16 protein-coding genes are annotated in these 19,274 nt (G+C 39.7%); 9 read left to right on the top strand and 7 right to left on the bottom strand.

Annotation, left to right across the window (positions count from 1 at the left end; translation table 11 throughout):
• Positions 1-65: 65 nt before the first annotated feature.
• Positions 66-845, top strand: a complete 780-nt coding sequence (locus H5201_RS10695; protein WP_182717999.1) for a DUF2189 domain-containing protein — start codon at positions 66-68, stop codon at positions 843-845.
• A gap of 71 nt (positions 846-916) precedes the next feature.
• Here H5201_RS10695 and H5201_RS10690 read toward each other — a convergent pair whose 3' ends face one another.
• The 4 genes from H5201_RS10690 to H5201_RS10675 form a co-directional block, all read right to left on the bottom strand.
• On the bottom strand, positions 917-1,453 hold the full coding sequence (locus H5201_RS10690; RefSeq protein WP_182717998.1) for a cytochrome b: 537 nt from the start codon (positions 1,451-1,453) through the stop codon (positions 917-919).
• Positions 1,453-2,499, bottom strand: a complete 1,047-nt coding sequence (locus H5201_RS10685; protein ID WP_182784553.1) for a catalase family peroxidase — start codon at positions 2,497-2,499, stop codon at positions 1,453-1,455. The genes H5201_RS10690 and H5201_RS10685 overlap by 1 nt, the downstream gene beginning before the upstream one ends.
• Before the next feature lie 375 nt (positions 2,500-2,874).
• Entirely contained in the window at positions 2,875-4,893 is a 2,019-nt protein-coding gene (locus H5201_RS10680; protein ID WP_182784551.1) for a TonB-dependent siderophore receptor, read from the bottom strand.
• A 121-nt stretch (positions 4,894-5,014) separates the two neighbouring features.
• Positions 5,015-5,989 (bottom strand): hypothetical protein, encoded by a 975-nt coding sequence (locus H5201_RS10675; protein WP_182717995.1) that lies wholly within the window; start codon positions 5,987-5,989, stop codon positions 5,015-5,017.
• Positions 5,990-6,221: 232 nt separating this feature from the next.
• Here H5201_RS10675 and gss point away from each other — a divergent pair, with 232 nt between their 5' ends.
• Positions 6,222-8,111: a bifunctional glutathionylspermidine amidase/synthase gene (gss, locus tag H5201_RS10670; RefSeq protein WP_182718040.1), complete on the top strand. Its 1,890-nt coding sequence runs from the start codon at positions 6,222-6,224 to the stop codon at positions 8,109-8,111.
• A gap of 330 nt (positions 8,112-8,441) precedes the next feature.
• Positions 8,442-8,654, top strand: coding sequence for a hypothetical protein (locus H5201_RS10665; RefSeq protein ID WP_149981763.1), 213 nt, complete (start codon positions 8,442-8,444; stop codon positions 8,652-8,654).
• A gap of 86 nt (positions 8,655-8,740) precedes the next feature.
• Here the strand turns inward: H5201_RS10665 and H5201_RS10660 are convergent, their stop codons facing one another.
• The gene (locus tag H5201_RS10660; protein ID WP_149981764.1) at positions 8,741-9,190 is read right to left on the bottom strand and encodes an Lrp/AsnC family transcriptional regulator; all 450 of its coding nucleotides are present in this window, start codon (positions 9,188-9,190) and stop codon (positions 8,741-8,743) included.
• A gap of 100 nt (positions 9,191-9,290) precedes the next feature.
• On the opposite strand from H5201_RS10660, the gene H5201_RS10655 reads away from it, so the two are divergent.
• From H5201_RS10655 to H5201_RS10645, 3 genes are all read left to right on the top strand, one after another.
• Positions 9,291-9,884 carry a LysE family translocator gene (locus H5201_RS10655; protein WP_182760979.1) on the top strand — a complete coding sequence of 198 codons (594 nt, stop codon included), beginning with the start codon at positions 9,291-9,293 and terminating at the stop codon, positions 9,882-9,884.
• 221 nt (positions 9,885-10,105) lie between these two features.
• Entirely contained in the window at positions 10,106-12,094 is a 1,989-nt protein-coding gene (locus H5201_RS10650; RefSeq protein ID WP_182717993.1) for an oleate hydratase, read from the top strand.
• Positions 12,095-12,317: 223 nt separating this feature from the next.
• Positions 12,318-12,737 (top strand): HPP family protein, encoded by a 420-nt coding sequence (locus H5201_RS10645; RefSeq protein WP_182784576.1) that lies wholly within the window; start codon positions 12,318-12,320, stop codon positions 12,735-12,737.
• 84 nt (positions 12,738-12,821) lie between these two features.
• Here the strand turns inward: H5201_RS10645 and corA are convergent, their stop codons facing one another.
• On the bottom strand, positions 12,822-13,778 hold the full coding sequence (gene corA / locus H5201_RS10640) for a magnesium/cobalt transporter CorA (RefSeq protein WP_182717992.1): 957 nt from the start codon (positions 13,776-13,778) through the stop codon (positions 12,822-12,824).
• Between the two features lie 338 nt (positions 13,779-14,116).
• Here corA and dps point away from each other — a divergent pair, with 338 nt between their 5' ends.
• On the top strand, positions 14,117-14,641 hold the full coding sequence (dps, locus tag H5201_RS10635) for a DNA starvation/stationary phase protection protein Dps (RefSeq protein WP_149981768.1): 525 nt from the start codon (positions 14,117-14,119) through the stop codon (positions 14,639-14,641).
• Between the two features lie 122 nt (positions 14,642-14,763).
• Here dps and H5201_RS10630 read toward each other — a convergent pair whose 3' ends face one another.
• A complete protein-coding gene (locus tag H5201_RS10630; RefSeq protein WP_182760978.1) occupies positions 14,764-16,431 on the bottom strand; it encodes a methyl-accepting chemotaxis protein in 1,668 nt (555 codons plus the stop codon).
• Positions 16,432-16,888: 457 nt separating this feature from the next.
• Here H5201_RS10630 and H5201_RS10625 point away from each other — a divergent pair, with 457 nt between their 5' ends.
• On the top strand, positions 16,889-17,254 hold the full coding sequence (locus H5201_RS10625) for a DUF2237 family protein (protein WP_149981770.1): 366 nt from the start codon (positions 16,889-16,891) through the stop codon (positions 17,252-17,254).
• 276 nt (positions 17,255-17,530) lie between these two features.
• Positions 17,531-19,273, top strand: coding sequence for a SulP family inorganic anion transporter (locus H5201_RS10620; protein ID WP_182740135.1), 1,743 nt, complete (start codon positions 17,531-17,533; stop codon positions 19,271-19,273).
• Position 19,274 lies beyond the last annotated feature (1 nt).

Raw genomic sequence — 19,274 nt, 5'->3', positions numbered from 1 at the left:
TGAAAATTTGTAAATAGCGGCCAAATGTTCTAAACCTTAAGAGTAGCCTTTAGAGGAAGTTCCTTATGCCGTCAACAAACACAATAGATAAACACTCCGAATTTGCGCGCTGTTTAGAGTGCAATAAGGTCAGCACTTTTGCAGCATTTCATTGGCTGGCACTGGCCTTTAAAGATATGGCCAGCGCCCCTATTTTAAGCTTGATTTATGGGATTGTTTTCACTCTGATCCCGCTGGCAATTGTCTATTTCGCGGTGTTCACTGACAGCTACTTAGTTGTTTTACCAGCCAGTGTCGCATTTGCTCTGATCGGCCCAGTATTTGCGGTCGGTCTCTATGATGTTGCTTGGGAGCTAGAAAAAGGCCACACACCAACACTTAGCCATTCTCTAAAATCAATGTTCAGAAATCCGGTCGGTGAATGGGGATTTGCAATTTTACTGATGGTAATAATGATTATATGGATGCGACTGGCAGCGATAGTTCATGCACTTTACCCCAGTCATGCTAATCCTACATTTGAAGAACTCTCCGCTTTTTTAACTTTAGGTACCATTATCGGCGGAATTTTGCTGGTTACTGTATTTGCTATTTCAGCATTTACTCCACAAATTATGATGGAAAGACGGGTCGATATAATGACCGCGGTTATGTCTTCAATGAATGCCGTTAAAACCAACTTTTCAGCGATGATTGTTTGGTCTGCATGTATTTTTATACTCGTAGCCCTTGGTTTTGTCACTGGTGCTACTGGTTTTATAGTGATTATGCCACTACTTAGCTATGCCAGCTGGCACGGCTATATTGCCGTAATTAAAACCAAAAAAGCCCGCAGCTATGAATAAACTAAAATGCATAAAGGCCAGTAAAACTGGCCTTTTTCTTGGAATGAATACCTAAGTGAGCTTTATTACAGCTACTTTTTGCCTGTCAGCATTGCGCTCATAACGCCATCACGTTTGATTAAACCATGATAAAGCGCGGCACTGATGTGCATAAAAATCATTGCTAAAAACAACCAAGCTACAATGCCATGCATTTCTCGGAAAAATGCAAAGTATTTAATATCAGCGTCAAGCAAATTAGGTAACTGAAATAACCCAAAAAACTGCACCACACGCCCGTCCGCATTTTGCATTAACCAGCCAGATAGCGGCATCAGTATCATCGCGCAATAAAGCCCAAAGTGAGTGATATGAGCTGCAAACCGCTGCAACCTAGGTAACTCAGTGGGTAAAGTAGGCGTGCAACTGCGCACTTTATTTATTAATCTCAGCACAACTAAAATGAGCGCTAAAATACCAGTAGATTTATGTAAGGTAACAGCCTCAACCTGCCAAACGGCCAAGCTTTGTACCATTGATAACCCTAAAAATAGCATCGATATTAACATCAGCGCCATCACCCAGTGTAATAACCGACTGCCTGCTGAGTAACCCTTATTTGCTGACATTATTCACCTCCGTTTGTTGCGCTAACTTTAGCACCTAACAATGTTTCTTTTGCACGACGACGATAGGACTGCGCATACGCGGCACCACGCGCACGTAAAATCGGATCGGCTGTCGCACTCATGCCCTGCGGTAACACCAACGGATCAAAGTTTGCGTCGCCACAGGCTGCGTTTTCTTGGTTGTGCCAAGAAACGATTGATAATGTGCCAGCATTTACCGTCTGTCTATCTGAGGGCCACGGTATGGTTGGATTATTCTCATCATCATTAGACGCCGCTAAGGTAAAAATTAAATCAAATTTAACAGCGTTTTGATCTAAACGTGATGCCAACTCTTGTTGAAGTGCGTTGGCCGATGACGTATCGAGCAGCGCAGCATTATTTGTCGCTTTGTGCGGACGCGCAACCCAACGCACAGCTTGTTTATCACCTAGCTCATTATGTAAATAAAACGCATTGATACTATGATAACGTTCAGCGGCAAAACTATTGGCAGGCACATAGTCAGCTTTCCAATCATTAAATGCTTTACTTTCTGGATGTGCTTTAAAGAACGCTGTTATTTTTTCTGGGTCTCGTTGTTTTGTTATAGGATCCGGTGATAATGCCTGCAATTGCTGAAAAAATGCCTCAGGTGTAGCAACTGCCATTACAGGAGGCGTATTCATAGCAACACGCCATTCATCGACTGTGCCACTGTTTACTGCAAATGCTAGACTGCGCACCGGTGCTTTTAAATCTGGCGCGGTTGGATTATTACCTGCAATTGAGAAACGCCCATAAAATGGCGTACTGCCCTTTTTAAACACCTCTGCGACCGAGTAAGAAGATAGTGCCCCTGTTGATTCAAAATTACCCGTTATACACATACCCTTAGCATGCGCACGACGAAAACCGGCATGTGGTGTGTCACCTTGCTGCAAATCAACAAATTTTTGTGCTGTTACTGCATCACGATTAAATGCGCCTGCAAAATAAAGTGTCGCCGTTGCAAAAACAGCCATCGACCCTAGTAATAAGCTACCTCGATAAAGTATCGCTGGCATACCCAACCTACTGCGTTTAACTTTAGTCATCCTACTCACGACCTCTTGAAATGATTATTATTATTAGTGCCCACATGCAAAGACCGACGAAAGAGGAAAACTATTTCAACAAATTAAAAAACTTCGCTCTAAAGTTAACTATTACCTCTGTTAGGATTTATTTTTAGACCTAAAGTTGTGCATATTTAGGAGAGATATTGCAATATTCTATATTGGATGAAGTCAATATTTATATCTATTCGCAGGACAAGTGTTGCCCAGGACCATACAAGCAAGTTAGCCTTCAACATGGCTATCAGCAAACATTGAATTTAAAAAGCACCTTGATAACCCGCTTTGCATTAACTGTTTTAAATAACCTAGCAGGTCATCCTATTAAAATGACAATGCCACACTCATTTCATAACTTTGTGGCTCTTTCCTTACGTCATAGTAGCTATCTGGCGCATAGGTAGGGTTATAATGCTGTTTATCAAACATATTTTTTACACCAATAGTCCATTGCCACGCACTTTGCTTACTAGGGCGATAACTCAAGTGAGCATCCAAAGTCCAGTAGCTACCTTTATTATCTCGTTGTGCAATTTCTGGCACTTTTACACTGGTATGATAGCTTAGGCTTTGGTTACGCCGACTAAGGTAATTAATTCCCGCATAAAATGAAAATTGCTCATCCTCCATAAACAGCAGCCAATTTAATGTATCTTTTGCCAATGACGCTTGCTCTGAATTAACTCGGGTATAATTAAATGAAGTACTAATGCGGTTAAAGTGAGACCAATCTGCATAATATTGATTATTCCACTCAACTTCATATCCAGGAACGTGTAATTGCTCACTGCTATTTTCGTAAGGCTTACCATTTACAGACTGAATAAACTCACTCAAGTAACTGCTAAACCCGCGCAGAGTAATATTATTATTAGCTGAAAAATGATAAACCCACTCACCTTCAAATGTCTCTATTTGTTCAGGATTTAGATTTGGATTTCCTGATATATTATTGTCACTGCGCACTTCATATTGCTGTAAAAAAGTAGGCGCTCGAAAAGCCGTTCCCCATATCAATTTACCAGACCACTGTTCATTACCTTGATAAGTCACAGCAATCCGCGGAGAAGTTTCTGAGCTGAACTCAGGGTAGTCATCAACCCGCACACCAACCGTCAATCCTAAGCGTTGCTCAAAAAATAGTGATTCTTGTTGAAAGTAAATAGCTCGGTTATGGCTTGATGGTGTTAAGTCACCATCTCGAATCACCCTTGATTCATACTCATTAACTTCTACCGCGTTTTGTTTTTTTATCGTCTCATGATATTCACCAACTTGACGTTGTTGAAAGGTCAGCCCCAAAATAGCATGGTGATTTGGATTAAACGCGTAACTCCACTGACTGCGCACACCATTTGATGTGGAATCCAAGTCTGAGTCAGAATAAAAATCAATATTGCCCTGCAGATCGGTAATCGTGCGCTCAAAGTAGCGCTTCACCTTGTAGGTATACAATTGATTTTCTATCGATAATTTATCAAAGCTAAGTTTATTTTGAATGTGCGCACTGAGTGTTTGATAGCGTTGAGATTTATATTGATTTGACGAATAATGAGGATACTCTGTCGTGTAATCATCATAATTTATAGCAAATTGCCACTGTTCATTGCGTAAAGACACTCCCAGACTTTTAGCATCAACATTATTATCATGTGTTGATGCAAAACCGTTGCGGTCATATTGTTGAGGATAGCCTTTGCTATCTAAGAGTCGCCCTGACAAAACAAATGTTCCGCCCGCAAACTCTTTCCCCGTATTGATAGTAGCTGATTGACGGTCGTAACTGGCAACCCCTGCTGAGATGCGAGTTCGTTCAGGCGCTTTTGCTTTCGTAAAAATAGAAATCAAACCTGAATATGCATCACCACCATATAATGCAGATCCTGGTCCGCGGATAACTTCTATTCGCTCAATATTATTTATTTGTATCTGTTCATCAGAAGACCAGCCTCCAACTAAGCCTTCCCGCTGAGGTACGCCATCAATAGTTAACATTACTTTGCTGTTTCGACCTGATGGAATGCCTCGGATCCACACCATGTCTCGGCCATTTCGCCGCGACAGTATTTGTACGCCAGGCAACATTTTCAATATATCTGATAGCGTTCGCGCGCCCATACTTGCAATTTGAGTGGCGTTAACTGAGCTAATAATATTCGGCGCTTGGCTTATCTTTTTTACGGTTTGTGACGGGCTCACAACTTCAATGTTAAGTAGGCTCTCAAGCGGGATCTCAAATAGGTTAGTATCTTGCTCATTACTATATGAAAAACTTGGCAAAGCTGCCAAGCACATAACTAATGAATTAAGCGGCAAATAACGAGTCAAACGTTTAGGCTTCATATCATACTTAATAAAACTAATAACCATAAAAAGGCTAGCTTAATTACCACTATATTGCCACAAGACAACACCAAGTTTTTACTCTAGCTGATTAATTTTTTTGAAATTAATAGCAAAACAACTATAAGAATAAATGCGCAGGAAGGTACACTTCTTGGCGCAGCAACTCTCGTCCTTGTTTAAGTGCATTGTTATACGAAGGTTTATTATCAGCATGAATGTAGCCAAAGAAAAATTCAAAATCTTGCATATGCTGTTGATAATATAAACGCTGCATTGGGGATGCAAAGCCCTGTCCTCTAAATTGCCCAGTAATAAAAATATCACTGATTAGTAAACCGTTAAACCCTAGCTCATCGCTCGACTCAGCCATTATCATACCCAGTGGCTTACCTCTATAAAACGCCGCGCTGCACAATCCGGCTGCAATAGCTTCGCTGATATCGTCTTTTTCGCTAATTGGTACTATTGTTGCCATTTCAGGATGCTGCATTAAAAACTGAGTATAGTCACGCTCATACCAAGGCCAATCTTTATCAAGTTCAAACGGCTGCAATGCAATATCTGCACAGAGTAATTCATCAACAGTCAGTTTAGGATCTTGTGCTGCTAACAATGAATCAACAGCGCGGCTACCGGCCAAACTTAGCAGTTGTTTGGCTGGTATTGATCCTGGTGCTGGCCATATACAAATATATCTAGGCGTACACCAGCAAAATACCTTACTAATATAGCGGACCAGCTGTGCAAGTAATGGTTCTGATAACGGATGCTCACTAAACACTTCAAACATAGTCTCGTCATCATCATTACGACAAACACTGACTATAAATAAGCTACCATCATCAGCTTCTACAACTTGCGCGTATAGATCATCATCTGGCACGCTGTCACTAATTGCCCGCCTTTGACGAAGCTCGGCAAAATGCTCTGCATTACAATCTTCATTCAGCGCAAGTAAGTCTTCACACTCTTTAGCGATTGCTTTTTCAGTATCTAAACCTATAATTTTATTTAAATTATAAGTTTTTAAAACTCCCTGACCTAAGCGACGTAAACATTTTTCATCAATTTTATATAATGGATAATGACGCATAACTTCCCTTTAATGACTGTTTTTAGTTAATATGGGGACAATAAAGACGTAAATCAACTAAATGATAATTAAGTGATTAATGAGCTCTTTGTAATACGCAATAACGGTTGGTTAACGCATCTAGCAGCAACATATAAAATGCCTGAAAGATTATATTTATTATCTTGCTATCGGCCTTATTCACTCCTATAGTCTGCAAATTATCACTCCTTAATTTTGAATTACTTTGTCTATCAAATCCCGCGTTCCTGTCAGTCAGTTTGGTGAATTATTAGGTTATGCGCCTGGTAATGTTGCTGTTTATTCGTCTGATTACGATACAGCTGACGAAACAATTTATCCTAACCGTAGCGCCTATCGTAGTTACCTCGATGGTATTTACATGGGCTATAAATGGCAATGTGTTGAATTTGCGCGACGCTGGATGTATCTCAATCATGGCTATATTTTTGATGATGTTGCAATGGCTTACGATATTTTTGAGCTACGCTCAGTGCGTGACATAAACAATCAAACCAGGTTGCCTTTACAAGCATTTCGTAATGGTGCAAAACACCACCCAGTGGTAGGAAGTTTACTCATTTGGGAAGAAGGCGGTGAATTTGAAGAAACTGGCCATGTTGCGGTGGTGGTTGAAGTACATCAGGATAAAATTCGTCTTGCTGAACAAAACGTGGCCCATCAGCTATGGCCGCAAGATCAACAGTGGTGTCGCGAACTCAAAGCGAAAGTCACAAAAGAAGGTGACTACTGGATTGAGTGCTCTTACAGTGACGCCACTATTTTAGGCTGGATGACACAAACTGAGCACAGCGAATTTAGTGAACCGACGCCTGAAATAAGCACTGATCTGTTTGCCATAAAAGCCCAATATGCCACTGATTATGGGCAAGCCACTAAGTCATGGCTTAACATTGCCAATGACGATGAAGCAGCCTACGTAGAGATGATGCATGGGCATAAATTGACTTCAGTTAATGCTGATCAACATCATTATTTTACAATTTCAAAAACCGCTCAACAAACTATTGAACATGCTACCAATGAATTACATGGCTTGTTTATGCATGCAACAGACTATGTACTGCAGCATCCTGAGCTATTAAAAAAGTTTAATTTACCCGATGCGGTGCTCAATAAGATCCGCCAATCCTGGGATAATCGCTTAAATCAACTGATCACCAGTCGATTTGATTTTGCATTAACTCCCGCAGGCTTGAAAGTCTATGAATACAACTGCGATTCAGCATCGTGCTATATGGAAAGTGGCAAAGTACAAGGTAAATGGGCCAAACACTTTGGTGTTAAAACGGGCATTGATGCCGGCCATGATTTATTTAAAGATTTAGTAAGGGCATGGCGAAAAAGTGAAGTAAACGGCCTTGTCCATATATTGCAAGATGATGAGCCAGAAGAACATTACCATGCATTGTTTATGAAAGAAGCCATTGAAGCCGCTGGTTTTGAGTGCAAAGTAATCATTGGTTTGACTGATTTACACTGGGACGCAGCGGGCAATATTGTTGATGCTGATGGCGAAAAACTCAGTTACGTTTGGAAAACATGGTCATGGGAAACCGCTCTTGATCAAATAAGACTAGAGTGTGAGGCAGATCAATCCCAAAGCGATGATTTTGAGCCGCACTGGCAATCTGGTAAAACCCCACGCTTGGTCGATGTATTACTTCGTAAAAATGTGATGGTTTTTGAGCCGCTATGGACATTAATACCCAGTAATAAAGCAATTTTGCCAGTACTGTGGAGTTTATTTCCAAATCATCCGTTTTTACTCAATACTGCATTTGATTTAAATGATGAGCTATTGCAAACAGGCTATGTCGTTAAACCGATTGTTGGTCGATGCGGTGCAAATATTCAACTCGTTGATGAACAACAACACGTAATAGAAAAAACAACGGGTCATTTTGCCTCTCAAGAGCAAATATACCAGCAGTTATTTGCCCTTCCTAAAGTAGCTGATTACTTTGTGCAAATATGTAGTTTTACCGCAGCAGGTAAATACGCCGGTGCTGGCGTACGCGTTGATAAAAGCATGATTATAAACGGCCACAGCGATTGTATGGCACTGCGTATCAGCGATGATAGTTACTATAGTTCTTAACTAAAGAAGAGCCATTCTAACAATAAAATGGCTCTTCTTCACATAAAAAGCTGACTATTGCCTGTGACTTCTATGTGGCTACAAGTTTATCAAAAACTTACCTTAATATGTCCTAATGTTAAATCGAAGCAACATAAATAACGCCAGCATACTTATTAAAATGAAAATCCCTTTATGTGCAAATTCCCTACACCTAAATTTTTTCATAACACATGCTTTTAAAGAACCCTTTACGCAAACAATACACAGTGCTAATATCGGTACACCATTGGTTTTAAATTTAATACTCATTTAAAATCAATATATTAAATTATAAATAAGGATGATGATATGAAATTAATTAACACCACTTTATTGCTTGCAACTTTTATATTTACAGCAATAGCATCTAATGCATCTGCCGCTACTGATCCATGGTATGTATATGCAAGTAAAGTAAATGGTTATAGGATGTGTGCTCAAGCCAGCCCTGGATCTGGATGGTATAAAGCAAGCCCAAATGGTTATTCAACTAAAGGCGCATGTAACTACTATGAAAGATAATATTTAATTAATTCGCCTTAATTTTGAGCTTTGCGAGCAAGGCTCTATTAACCTCAACTATTAATAAGATAGATTATCCAACTACTTTACGCCCGCTCATCTTTTGGTGAGTCCATCACTACATGCGAAGTGATCGTTCGTACCTGTGGGATTGATCCTAAAACATCAGCATGGAATGCTTTATAAGACTTAATATCAGCGGTTTCTACTCTAAGTAAATATTCAAATGCTCCTGTGACATTATGGCACTCTTTAACTTCATCAATAAACTCAAGTGCTTGTTCAAAAGCTCGTTGTGATTTCGTAGAGTGCTCATTTAAACCCACCCCCACATACGCGACAAAACCAAGTCCAAACGCTTGATTATTAATAACTGCTCGATAGCCTTTGATCACACCTGCTTTTTCTAACTCTTGTACACGGCGCAAGCATGCTGATGGGGATAAACCAACCAAATCAGCAAGTTCAGCGTTGGCAATTCGACCACTGCGCTTTAATTCTTGCAATATCCTGTCGTTAATTCGATCTTTTTTCATATTAAGTTGCTAAAGTAAATTTTGAATAGATTAATAAGCGTAAAAATTGCGAGCCATACAGAATATAATTGCACAATCATTATCAACTGAGCAACTATAAATGAATATTGAATTGGTATCAGCATTAGCATTATTTGCACTTGTATCTTCCATCACCCCAGGTCCTAACAACCTGATGTTAATGAACTCAGGCGCTAACTTTGGTTTTAAACGTTCATTGCCACATTTACTCGGCGTAACAATTGGCTTTGTGATCATGCTCGTATTGGTTGGTTTAGGTGTCATGCAATTATTTGACTTTGTTCCATGGAGTTACCAGCTATTAAAAGTGCTTTGCATGGCTTATTTGCTTTATCTTGCTTATAAAATTGCCAGTAATAAAACTCCTATCGGTGCTAAAAATAGCGATACTAGACCTTTTTCTTTTGTACAAGCATCTTTATTTCAATGGGTTAACCCGAAAGCCTGGACTATGGCATTAAGTGCAGTGAGTGTTTATGCCCCATCCAAAGGAATTGGTGCAGTGGTACTTGTAGGTCTTATTTTCGGTATAGTTAATTTACCCTGTGTCTGCTCATGGACGTTAGTCGGACAAAAGCTACAAGTATGGCTAAAAGATCGCAAGCGCCTACGAGCATTCAATATTTTTATGGCTGTATTGTTAGTCGCCTCGGTACTTTTTAGTATGCTGTGAGTAATAAAAAAAATAAACGCCTTAACAATGGCAACTTGGTTAAGTTGCCATTGTTAACCTCAATTTCGGATAACAAATCAATTTCCAGCAGCTAACTTATAAACCCCCTCGCGAACTAAAACTTTGATCTACTGCAACATGACTATGCTTGCCTCGTGCAATTATGGAGAGACTTGCAAACAGTACTGACACTTATCTATATTCATGAAGAGGGATGGCTAATGACGAATAAAGCAATAGCGAAGTTTAATATTTCTGCAACCGCAGCAAGTAATTTCCAACATGAAGCTGACGCAACGGCTGATTTTTGGGGCAATAAACCACTTAATACCTTGCCCCCTCATGATTTTATTGCTCCTTATGCACGTCATAAAACGCTGCCTACACCCGGTATAGAAAAACGTAATGCTTGGATCATTGGTGGAGGTATTGGTGGCCTAGCAGCGGCATTTTATCTTATCCGTGATGGCCATATGAGCGCTGAAAATATTACCATTTTGGAAGAAATGGATATTGAAGGCGGTTCAATGGATGGCGCGGGTAACCCTGATGACGGCTATATTATTCGTGGTGGCCGTGAAATGAACTGGAATTACGACACCTTGTGGGATCTGTTTCAAGACGTTCCCGCTGTTGAACTGCCCGAAGGCTATTCTGTGCTTGATGAGTACCGTTTAATTAATGATAACGACGCTAATTACTCACAAGCCCGTTTAATAAATAAATGCGGTGAGATACTCGATGCAAGTGACTTTGGCCTGAATAAAGCCCAGCAATGGGAGCTGATCCGTTTAATGCTCAAGCGCAAAGAAGAGCTTGACGATCTCAGCATTGAAGACTATTTCAGCAAAGGTTTTTTACAAAGCAATTTTTGGTTTTTATTTCGTACTATGTTTGCCTTTAAAAATTGTCATAGCTTGTTAGAAACTAAACTGTATTTGCATCGCTTTCTTGATTCTATTGATGGCTTTGCCGACATGTCTGTTTTACTTTTTCCGAAATATAATCAATACGATACCTTTATTAAACCGCTTGCTAATTTATTACGAGACAAAGGCGTGAATTTTCAATTTGCAAGCCGTGTAAACGATCTGGATATAACATTTACCGGTAATAAAAAAACCGTAACGGGGATCCATGCCACTATAAAAGGTCAAGCACAGCATATTAACGTTGCTCCAGACGATTTAGTTTATGCACTAACGGGTTCAATGACAGAGCATACCGCTTATGGTGACATGCAAAATGTGCCCGAGCTGAACTGTGAAAAACACGATCCCGGCGAAAATAGCGGGTGGAATTTATGGAAAAACCTCGCGAAGAAATCAGCTGTTTTTGGTAAACCCGAAAAATTTTATGGCGATATTGATAAGTCTATGTGGGAGTCAGCCACACTGACTTGCAAGCCATCCCCACTTATAGATAAGCTAAAGACATTATCAGTAAACGATCCTTACTCTGGTCGCACGGTAACTGGCGGCATTATTACTTTTACAGACTCTAACTGGCTATTGAGTGTAACATGTAACCGCCAACCTCATTTTCCAGATCAACCCGATGATACGTTAGTACTTTGGGTCTATGGTTTATTAATGGACAAACAAGGTAATCGTATCGTTAAAACAATGCCACAATGTAGCGGTGAAGAAATAATTACGGAGCTTTGCTACCATTTGGGCATTGAACAGCAGCTTGATGAAATCATTGCCAATACCAAGATACGTACAGCGCTAATGCCTTATATCACAGCTCAATTTATGACTCGTGCAGCTGGTGACAGACCCACCTCAGTTCCTGAAGGTTGTACAAACTTAGGTTTGATTGGTCAATTTGTTGAAACCCACAACGATATTATATTCACGATGGAAGCCTCTATTCGTACAGCACGTATTGGGGTATATAAGTTACTTAATATCCCTAAACAAGTGCCCGACATTAGCCCAACCCAATATGATATTCGTAACCTAATTAAAGGAGCTAGAGCGCTCAACAGCGGCAAGCCCTTTATTGGCGAGCGGTTATTACACCGCCTGCTTGATAAAACCTACTTTGCTCATATTTTACCGCCATTACCAGAGCCAAGTAGTAAAGAACAAATCCATTTTGAAGCAGAAATGCATGAGCTACTGGGCAAAGGCAGCTCGGCGATGCATAAATTTTCAAGCTGGGTTGGTACACTCAGGGATAATTTTTCGCATAAAGATAAATAATCTGAGCTTCGGATAATAAATCTATCCTCAATGGCTATGGATGGCCAAGCTAAAAACTATTTCTATACAAAATACAAAGCCTTGATCTTGATAAAGTGCAATAAGAAAAAACCAGGCTAGAATAAATAATAATATGAGCTCTGGATAATCCATCTATCTCCAGTAGCTATTTTAGTAAACCTTTTTAACCAAAGTTCTGGTTAGTAATTTAACAGGAGCCAAAATAAGCCAAACAGTTGCAGATTTAATGACATCAGATCCATATGCCGTAAGTGCAGAAAACACCCTACACGACGCACATAATCTAATGAAGGAAAAAAATATCCGCCATATTCCGGTAATTGATCACAATGGCGAACTAGTGGGTATGTTGACACAAAAAATCATGATTGCCCAAGTGATGAATATTATGGCTAATTACAGCCCTAGCGCACTTGAACGAAAGGAAAAACAAACGAAAATACACACTATTATGGCAACCGATTTTACCACTGTACTAGCAACCCAACCACTGCAAGATGTTGCTCGGTTTTTTGTTGATAACCGCCATGGTTGCATGCCTGTGATCACTGAAAAAAATAAACTCGTGGGTATACTTACCTCGTCAGACTTTGTACGCCTAGCGGCCGCTTTATTATCTTAATGCAAGGTGATAATAAGACCGCTATCCGTATAAAATGAATATAAACTCGTGTAATCGTGTATGCCAAGTAGTCCTTGGCACACACTACAGCCAGCCTTTGTGTTTAAAAAATAAATAAGGGGCAAAGCCCGATAGCAACATAATGCCAATTGCAAATGGGTAACCCCATTCCCATTGCAGCTCAGGCATTATATTAAAGTTCATCCCATATACACTGGCGACTACAGTAGGTGGTAAAAAAACCACCGAAGCAATAGAGAAGGTTTTGATAATTTGATTTTGTTCAATGTTAATAAAACCTTGTGTTGAATCCATCAAAAAGTTCACCTTATCAAACAAAAAGGTACAGTGAGACATTAGCGTATCTATATCAAGTACAATTTCTCGTAGTGATTCGCGATCCTCATTTTGTACACCTAAACGACGTATTAAAAACGAAATATTGCGCCGCGTATCCATTAAACACAAACGCACTTTCCCATTCGCATCCTCTAAACGCGCGATACGACTGACCGCTTCTTCTAGATCAGAGTCATCTTCTTCTAGTACATATGCACTGAGCTTCTCTAACTGATGATGCATATCCTCGAGCATATCAGCATGGTTTTCGACTTTTTGATCGAATAATGTAACCAATAACTGTTTTGGCGTATCACACATTACTTGACCTTTACGTGCTCTTAAGCGTAACAATCGAAAGTCAGCCAGCTCGTCATCGCGAATGGTCAGCAAACAGTTATCCTGAAGTAAACAGGCCACTGTTACCGTATTAAAACGTCCTTCATTGGGCGACATAAACAATGCGTGCACATGCAAGCCTTCATTGTCGATAAAACATCGCGATGAAGCTTCAATCTCTTGCACATCCCCTGACTCAGGAAAAGTTATATTGAGCGTTTTTGCGAGCGTATTTCGCTCATCTTCCGTTGGGTTGATTGTGTCAATCCAGTGTGCATTTCTGATTGATGCTTCAAGAGAAGTATCGGATGAAGGCTCTAACTCTCTGATCACCCCCTGCTCGATAGAAAAAAATCTCAACATGCACTTCTCCTTTAATAACAAGATGGGTTGAGTATATGTAAGTGATGATTAATCAACAATGATAATACACTTCTGTATCACAGTTATTATTGAGAGTAAGTAATTCGCTAACACGTAACAGCATCTTTTATTTTGCAGATTTTACAAAAAAGTGCATATTTTTCATGGCATTTCAAAGAAATGCTTTCATCACCCAACTTCAAAAAACATATAAATCATTAAATATCAGAAACTTAAAAAATAATTTTTATCGGCACAGCCATTGCTTTATATAAACTAACGCATGTTCATAGACTTTATTAGACGCTGTGAACATTCCTTATAAATCAGGAGGAATAATGAGTAACAATAACGAAACAAACAAAATCGCTGAATTTACTGCCCCAGGTATGAATGAAGAATCTGCAAAAAATACCATTGCTACACTTGATAACCGCATGGTCGCACTGATCGATTTACAATTGACTCTAAAACATATTCATTGGAATGTAGTTGGCCCAAATTTTATTGGCGTGCATGAAATGCTCGACCCTCAGGTTGAAGTGATCAGAGCAATGACCGACACCATCGCCGAGCGAATCGCTACGCTGGGCGGAGTTCCGGTTGGTACTCCAAAATCGATAGTTGATCGTCGTTCATGGCAAGATTACGCAATTGGTAAGGGCTTGGTAAAAGATCATTTAGTTGCGCTTGATAAAGTATACAATGGGATTAATGGCGATCACCGAAGTGCGATTGGCAAGCTATCAGAGCTCGATCCTGTATCTGAGGATATGCTAATTAGCCAACTTGCCGATTTAGAACAGTTTCAATGGTTTGTGCGTGCACACTTAGAATCGTCAACGGGCAAACTCAATAGCTAATCTAGCGGTTTTGTGTTCAGTTTAAACTGATTCATTTATATTTAAAGTCAAAGATCAGGCTATTTAAAGCCTGATCTTTATTTATTACTGCTCAACAATAATACCGCTATTTTTTGTTTATATTAGATCTTAAACTGACCTACCAAATCGCCTAAACTCTCCCCTCGACCAGCTAAGTGATGACTGACTGATGAGGTTGTTTTAATTGAACGAGTAAGCTCATTAACGATTTCTTGAATCGCAAAAACGTTACGGTTAATTTCCTCAGTTACACTACTTTGCTCTGTGGCAGCGGTAGCTATTTGTGTGCTCATATCGTTAATTGTAGTAACCGAGCTGGTTACCGCTCCTAAACTTTCAGAAATTGCGCGAGATGACTCAACTGAGCGATTACAGCTTTGCTGACTTGCCAACATTGCCTTTACCGCAGCCGTGACTAGCGTATGTAACTCATTAAGCATTTCATTAATCTCTAACGTACTCTCTTGTGTACGACTGGCTAAACTTCTCACTTCATCAGCTACAACCGCAAAACCACGGCCTTGCTCGCCAGCCCTTGCAGCTTCAATAGCCGCATTAAGGGCCAGTAAGTTAGTTTGCTCAGCAATGCCACCGATAACACTTAATACACTGTTAATTTTTTTAGATTGTTCACTTAATGAATTAACCTGTTCAGCAGCTTGATTAATCTCACTCATTAAATTTGAAACTTCTTCTAAAGAAACATCTACACATTTTTGAGCATTGGCAACATCTTGCGTGGCTGACTGGGTTGATACCGCCACTTGTGTGGTATTTTGCGCGACTTCCTGAGATGTTGCTGACATTTCGGTGATCGCCGTTGCTACCAGCTCAGTTTCATGATTATGGTTTACTAACTGATTTTCAATTAACTGTGTTTGTGTATTGATATCATTTGATGAATCTTTTACATCACGGGTTACATCTGCCACATTGGTGATAATGCTATGTAGTTTACTAACAAACACATTAAATGAATTACCCAATTGACCAATTTCATCGTTACTATGCACTTCTAAGCGCTTAGTCAGATCACCTTCGCCTTTTGCAATATCATCTAAGTTTTGCACCATATTGTGAATTGGTTTTACCATATTGTTTGCCGCAATTAAGGCAAAAAACACCGTCAACACCACCCAAAATAATGCAATTAATAACAGGGTCGTTACTTTTTCATTCATATGAGCTTGTATTGTTGCTTGGTACTTTGTTAGCTCAGCTTCAATATCATCCATATAAGCGCCCGTTCCTAGCATCCAATCTGTACCAGGAACCATCGCTGCATAGCCCATTTTTTCAACTAAACCCGTTGTATTAGGCTTTTGAAAAGCATAATAAAAAGCACCGCCACCTTGTCTTGCTTGCTCAAGCAACCCAACAATTATTTTTTTACCATTAGGATCGGTCATGGCTATTTTATTTTGCCCTTCAATTGCATCACCCAATAACGCATGGAAAATACTAACGCCTTTTGTATCATAGATAAAAAAGTAACCATCTTTACCAAAAGTGAGATCTCGCAATGCATTTTTTGCATCTTCTTTAGTCCCCTTGGCTAGTTCGTAATTAATTATTTGGCGGCCTATCTCAACCTCAGTTGCTAATAAACTTTCTTTGTCAGCAATTAATTTTGTTTTAAACGATACAAAATTTTGCTGCTGATTTTGATACTCTAAATAATATGAGCTGGCCATTAAACTAATTAACAGCAGCGTGAGCGGCAAAATAGCTAATAGCAACAGCTTATTTTTCAGACTTAGATTACTCATTTTTCCTCACGTGTAACAATGTAAAGCTCCATAGTATTGATACATCGAGAGCTTATAAAAACTGTAATTATACTGCCAATTACAATTAAGTGTTTATTTGAAATCAAAAGCTATTCAAATACCATATTCACATATATATAGATTCTGGATATAAGACAAACGTATAGTAGCCGCAAAGCTACCATAATAAATTTTTACTAGTACAGTAAACGTAAAAATTGCTAGCCAACAAAAACACAATTGCACAATAATCACACAACAAGCAACTATAAATGAATATTGAACTGATTTTGGCCTCGCCATTAGTTTAATAAACTGACGTTTAATATTTTTAATGGCTATGTTATTTGTGATCTCCATGCTATCTATCAATATTCAGCTTTTCATCCACCACGTTTTCACATAGTCTGAAAGCAGACTCAATGTAAAACAATACAAATTATAACAAGGTAGTTTTATGAGCAATCAATTAAATGTATTAGGTACGCGCTTGCATTTGTGCTGCGGGAATACAGGCTACACTCGAGAAGGATTTTGCTATGTCCCTGCATCTGATGTTGGTAACCACAGTGTATGTGCCATCATGACTGATGAATTTTTACAGTTTTCAAAAGCACAAGGCAATGACTTGATAACGCCTAATCCAATGTACGATTTTGCAGGCCTAAAGGCTGGTGATAAATGGTGTTTATGTGCCGTGCGCTGGCACCATGCGGTTGCTGAAAACGTAGCTCCGCCGGTTATACTTGAGGCCACCCATGAAAAATCGTTACAAGTAGTCTCTCTTGAAGTATTAAAGGCTCACCAATACTCTGCACGCTAAAAGTTTCTAATAAGCATTTACACACTCTAAGATAAAGCCATTGCTCTGCGCTGGTTTTATCTTAACCACCATCTAGTATGATATTAGCGATGTGGTAACACCAACCAGCTAATATCGCTCACCCTTAAACTCTTTCATCATACTTAACACTGAACCAAAAGTAGTCCTAAGCCTAAGTATCTGCTATTTATTAAAAAATCCTCAACCCTGAGCTATACTTGTTGGTATATTAAATTTACTATCCAAGTGTGCTTACGATTAAATAAGGAAACTTTAGTGCTGTCGCGTTTGTATGATTTTATGCCGGGTTTAAACACTTTACTTCATTATGAACGAAAGTGGTTTGCTGATGATGTGAGGGCTGCGTTATCCGTTGCCGCCGTTGCTCTACCTGTTGCTATCGCGTATGCACAACTTACCGGGGTTAACGCCGCTGTCGGGCTATATTCATGCATATTACCTATGATTTTATATGCCTTGTTTGGTACTTCCAAACAATTGATTGTCGGACCAGATGCAGCAACATGTGCGGTTATTGCTGCGGTGGTGACACCACTTGCAGCTGGGGACAGTGTTAAACACTGGCAACTCGTTGTAACTATGACCGCGATGACTGGCTTTTGGTGCTTTATTGCTAGCCGATTTAAATTAGGGGTATTAGCAGACTTCTTATCCAAGCCTATTTTAATGGGCTTATTAAACGGTGTTGCAATTACGATTATTGTCAGCCAATTTTCTAAAGTATTCGGTTTTACCTTCGATGACAGATATTTACTTGAACGATTAGGAGGTGTGCCTACTTATTTATCACAAACCCACATCCCTACTCTATTAATGGCCCTGTTTACCCTCGGTGTTTTTTTTGCCATGAAGCGACTAAAACCGACTTGGCCAGCATCTATGTTTGCTATCGCATTTGGTGCCCTATTAGTGTGGGTTTTTAATTTAAAGCAGTTTGATATCAACACAATTGGCACTGTAACCGGTGGCCTTCCAGTGTTTAACACCCCTATTTATGATATTGGTATTATTCGTGAACTTGTCGTGCCTGCACTTAACTTAGCAATAGTTAGCTTTGTCAGTATGATGCTAACCGCTCGCAGTTTTGCAGCTAAAAATGGTTACGACATAGATGCTGACAAAGAGTTTAGAGCGTTAGGTATTGCGAACATTGGATCTGCTTTATCACAAGGTTTTGCTGTCAGTGGTGCAGACTCTCGTACAGCTGTTAACGATGATTCCGGTGGTAAAACGCAATTAGTGTCGATTATCGCAGCGGGAATTATTGCTGTTATCGCCCTATTTTTAACCGCTCCCCTAGAATTTATTCCCAGTGCAGCATTAGGTGTTGTGCTTATTATTGCTTCAATCCATTTATTAGACTTAAAAGCCATTTGGCTATTAAAGCGTAAAGACAAACAAGCATTTTACCTTGCGCTAGCCACCTTATTCGCAGTGTTATTTATTGGCGTAATACCAGGCATCACTCTCGCTGTACTATTGGGGTTATTCCAGTTTATTCGCACCGTAATGCGCCCTACCGACAATATATTAGGTGTTGATATTAAGGGCGTTGTTAGGAGCCTTGATGCCACAGATAAAGCAAAGTCAGTACAAGGAGTCTTTATTTATCGTTTTAATTCTCCTTTAACTTACTTTAATGCCGGTTACTTTAAACGGCGTTTGCTAGAACAATATGCGCGGCAAAAAGACGACACGCAATGCGTTATTATCGACGCAGTCCCCTGCTTCACCCATTTAGATTTAAGTGTCATGGCCATGCTCGCCGATTTAGACGTGATATTTAAAAAACGTGGTATTCGATTAGAACTTGCTGGCAGAAAGCGGCAATTACTATCATGGTTTGAAATTGCTGGTATGACATCCGGTAAAGACGGCATCTACGTGCATTCAGATCTCTATATTGCCTTACAAAAAAACAGCGTCAGCCAATCAAGTGCCGAAGTAAACTTGTTCGAAACTAAAGAAGTTAAAGATGCCAGTACACAACAAGCCTAAA

This window comes from Pseudoalteromonas sp. SG43-6 (assembly GCF_014164365.1).
In the GTDB taxonomy this organism is placed as follows: domain Bacteria; phylum Pseudomonadota; class Gammaproteobacteria; order Enterobacterales; family Alteromonadaceae; genus Pseudoalteromonas; species Pseudoalteromonas rhizosphaerae.
The sequence above is the reverse complement of the archived record's forward strand: the minus strand, read 5'-3'. Positions and strand labels throughout refer to the sequence as shown.

Coding starts and splice junctions, on each gene's coding strand:
- corA (WP_182717992.1), bottom strand. CDS start 13,778: ATGTTGAGATTTTTTTCTATCGAGCAGGGGGTGATCAGAGAGTTAGAG.
- dps (WP_149981768.1), top strand. CDS start 14,117: ATGAGTAACAATAACGAAACAAACAAAATCGCTGAATTTACTGCCCCA.
- H5201_RS10685 (WP_182784553.1), bottom strand. CDS start 2,499: ATGCCAGCGATACTTTATCGAGGTAGCTTATTACTAGGGTCGATGGCT.
- H5201_RS10680 (WP_182784551.1), bottom strand. CDS start 4,893: ATGAAGCCTAAACGTTTGACTCGTTATTTGCCGCTTAATTCATTAGTT.
- H5201_RS10625 (WP_149981770.1), top strand. CDS start 16,889: ATGAGCAATCAATTAAATGTATTAGGTACGCGCTTGCATTTGTGCTGC.
- H5201_RS10665 (WP_149981763.1), top strand. CDS start 8,442: ATGAAATTAATTAACACCACTTTATTGCTTGCAACTTTTATATTTACA.
- H5201_RS10650 (WP_182717993.1), top strand. CDS start 10,106: ATGACGAATAAAGCAATAGCGAAGTTTAATATTTCTGCAACCGCAGCA.
- H5201_RS10695 (WP_182717999.1), top strand. CDS start 66: ATGCCGTCAACAAACACAATAGATAAACACTCCGAATTTGCGCGCTGT.
- H5201_RS10675 (WP_182717995.1), bottom strand. CDS start 5,989: ATGCGTCATTATCCATTATATAAAATTGATGAAAAATGTTTACGTCGC.
- H5201_RS10690 (WP_182717998.1), bottom strand. CDS start 1,453: ATGTCAGCAAATAAGGGTTACTCAGCAGGCAGTCGGTTATTACACTGG.
- H5201_RS10655 (WP_182760979.1), top strand. CDS start 9,291: ATGAATATTGAATTGGTATCAGCATTAGCATTATTTGCACTTGTATCT.
- H5201_RS10630 (WP_182760978.1), bottom strand. CDS start 16,431: ATGAGTAATCTAAGTCTGAAAAATAAGCTGTTGCTATTAGCTATTTTG.
- H5201_RS10660 (WP_149981764.1), bottom strand. CDS start 9,190: ATGAAAAAAGATCGAATTAACGACAGGATATTGCAAGAATTAAAGCGC.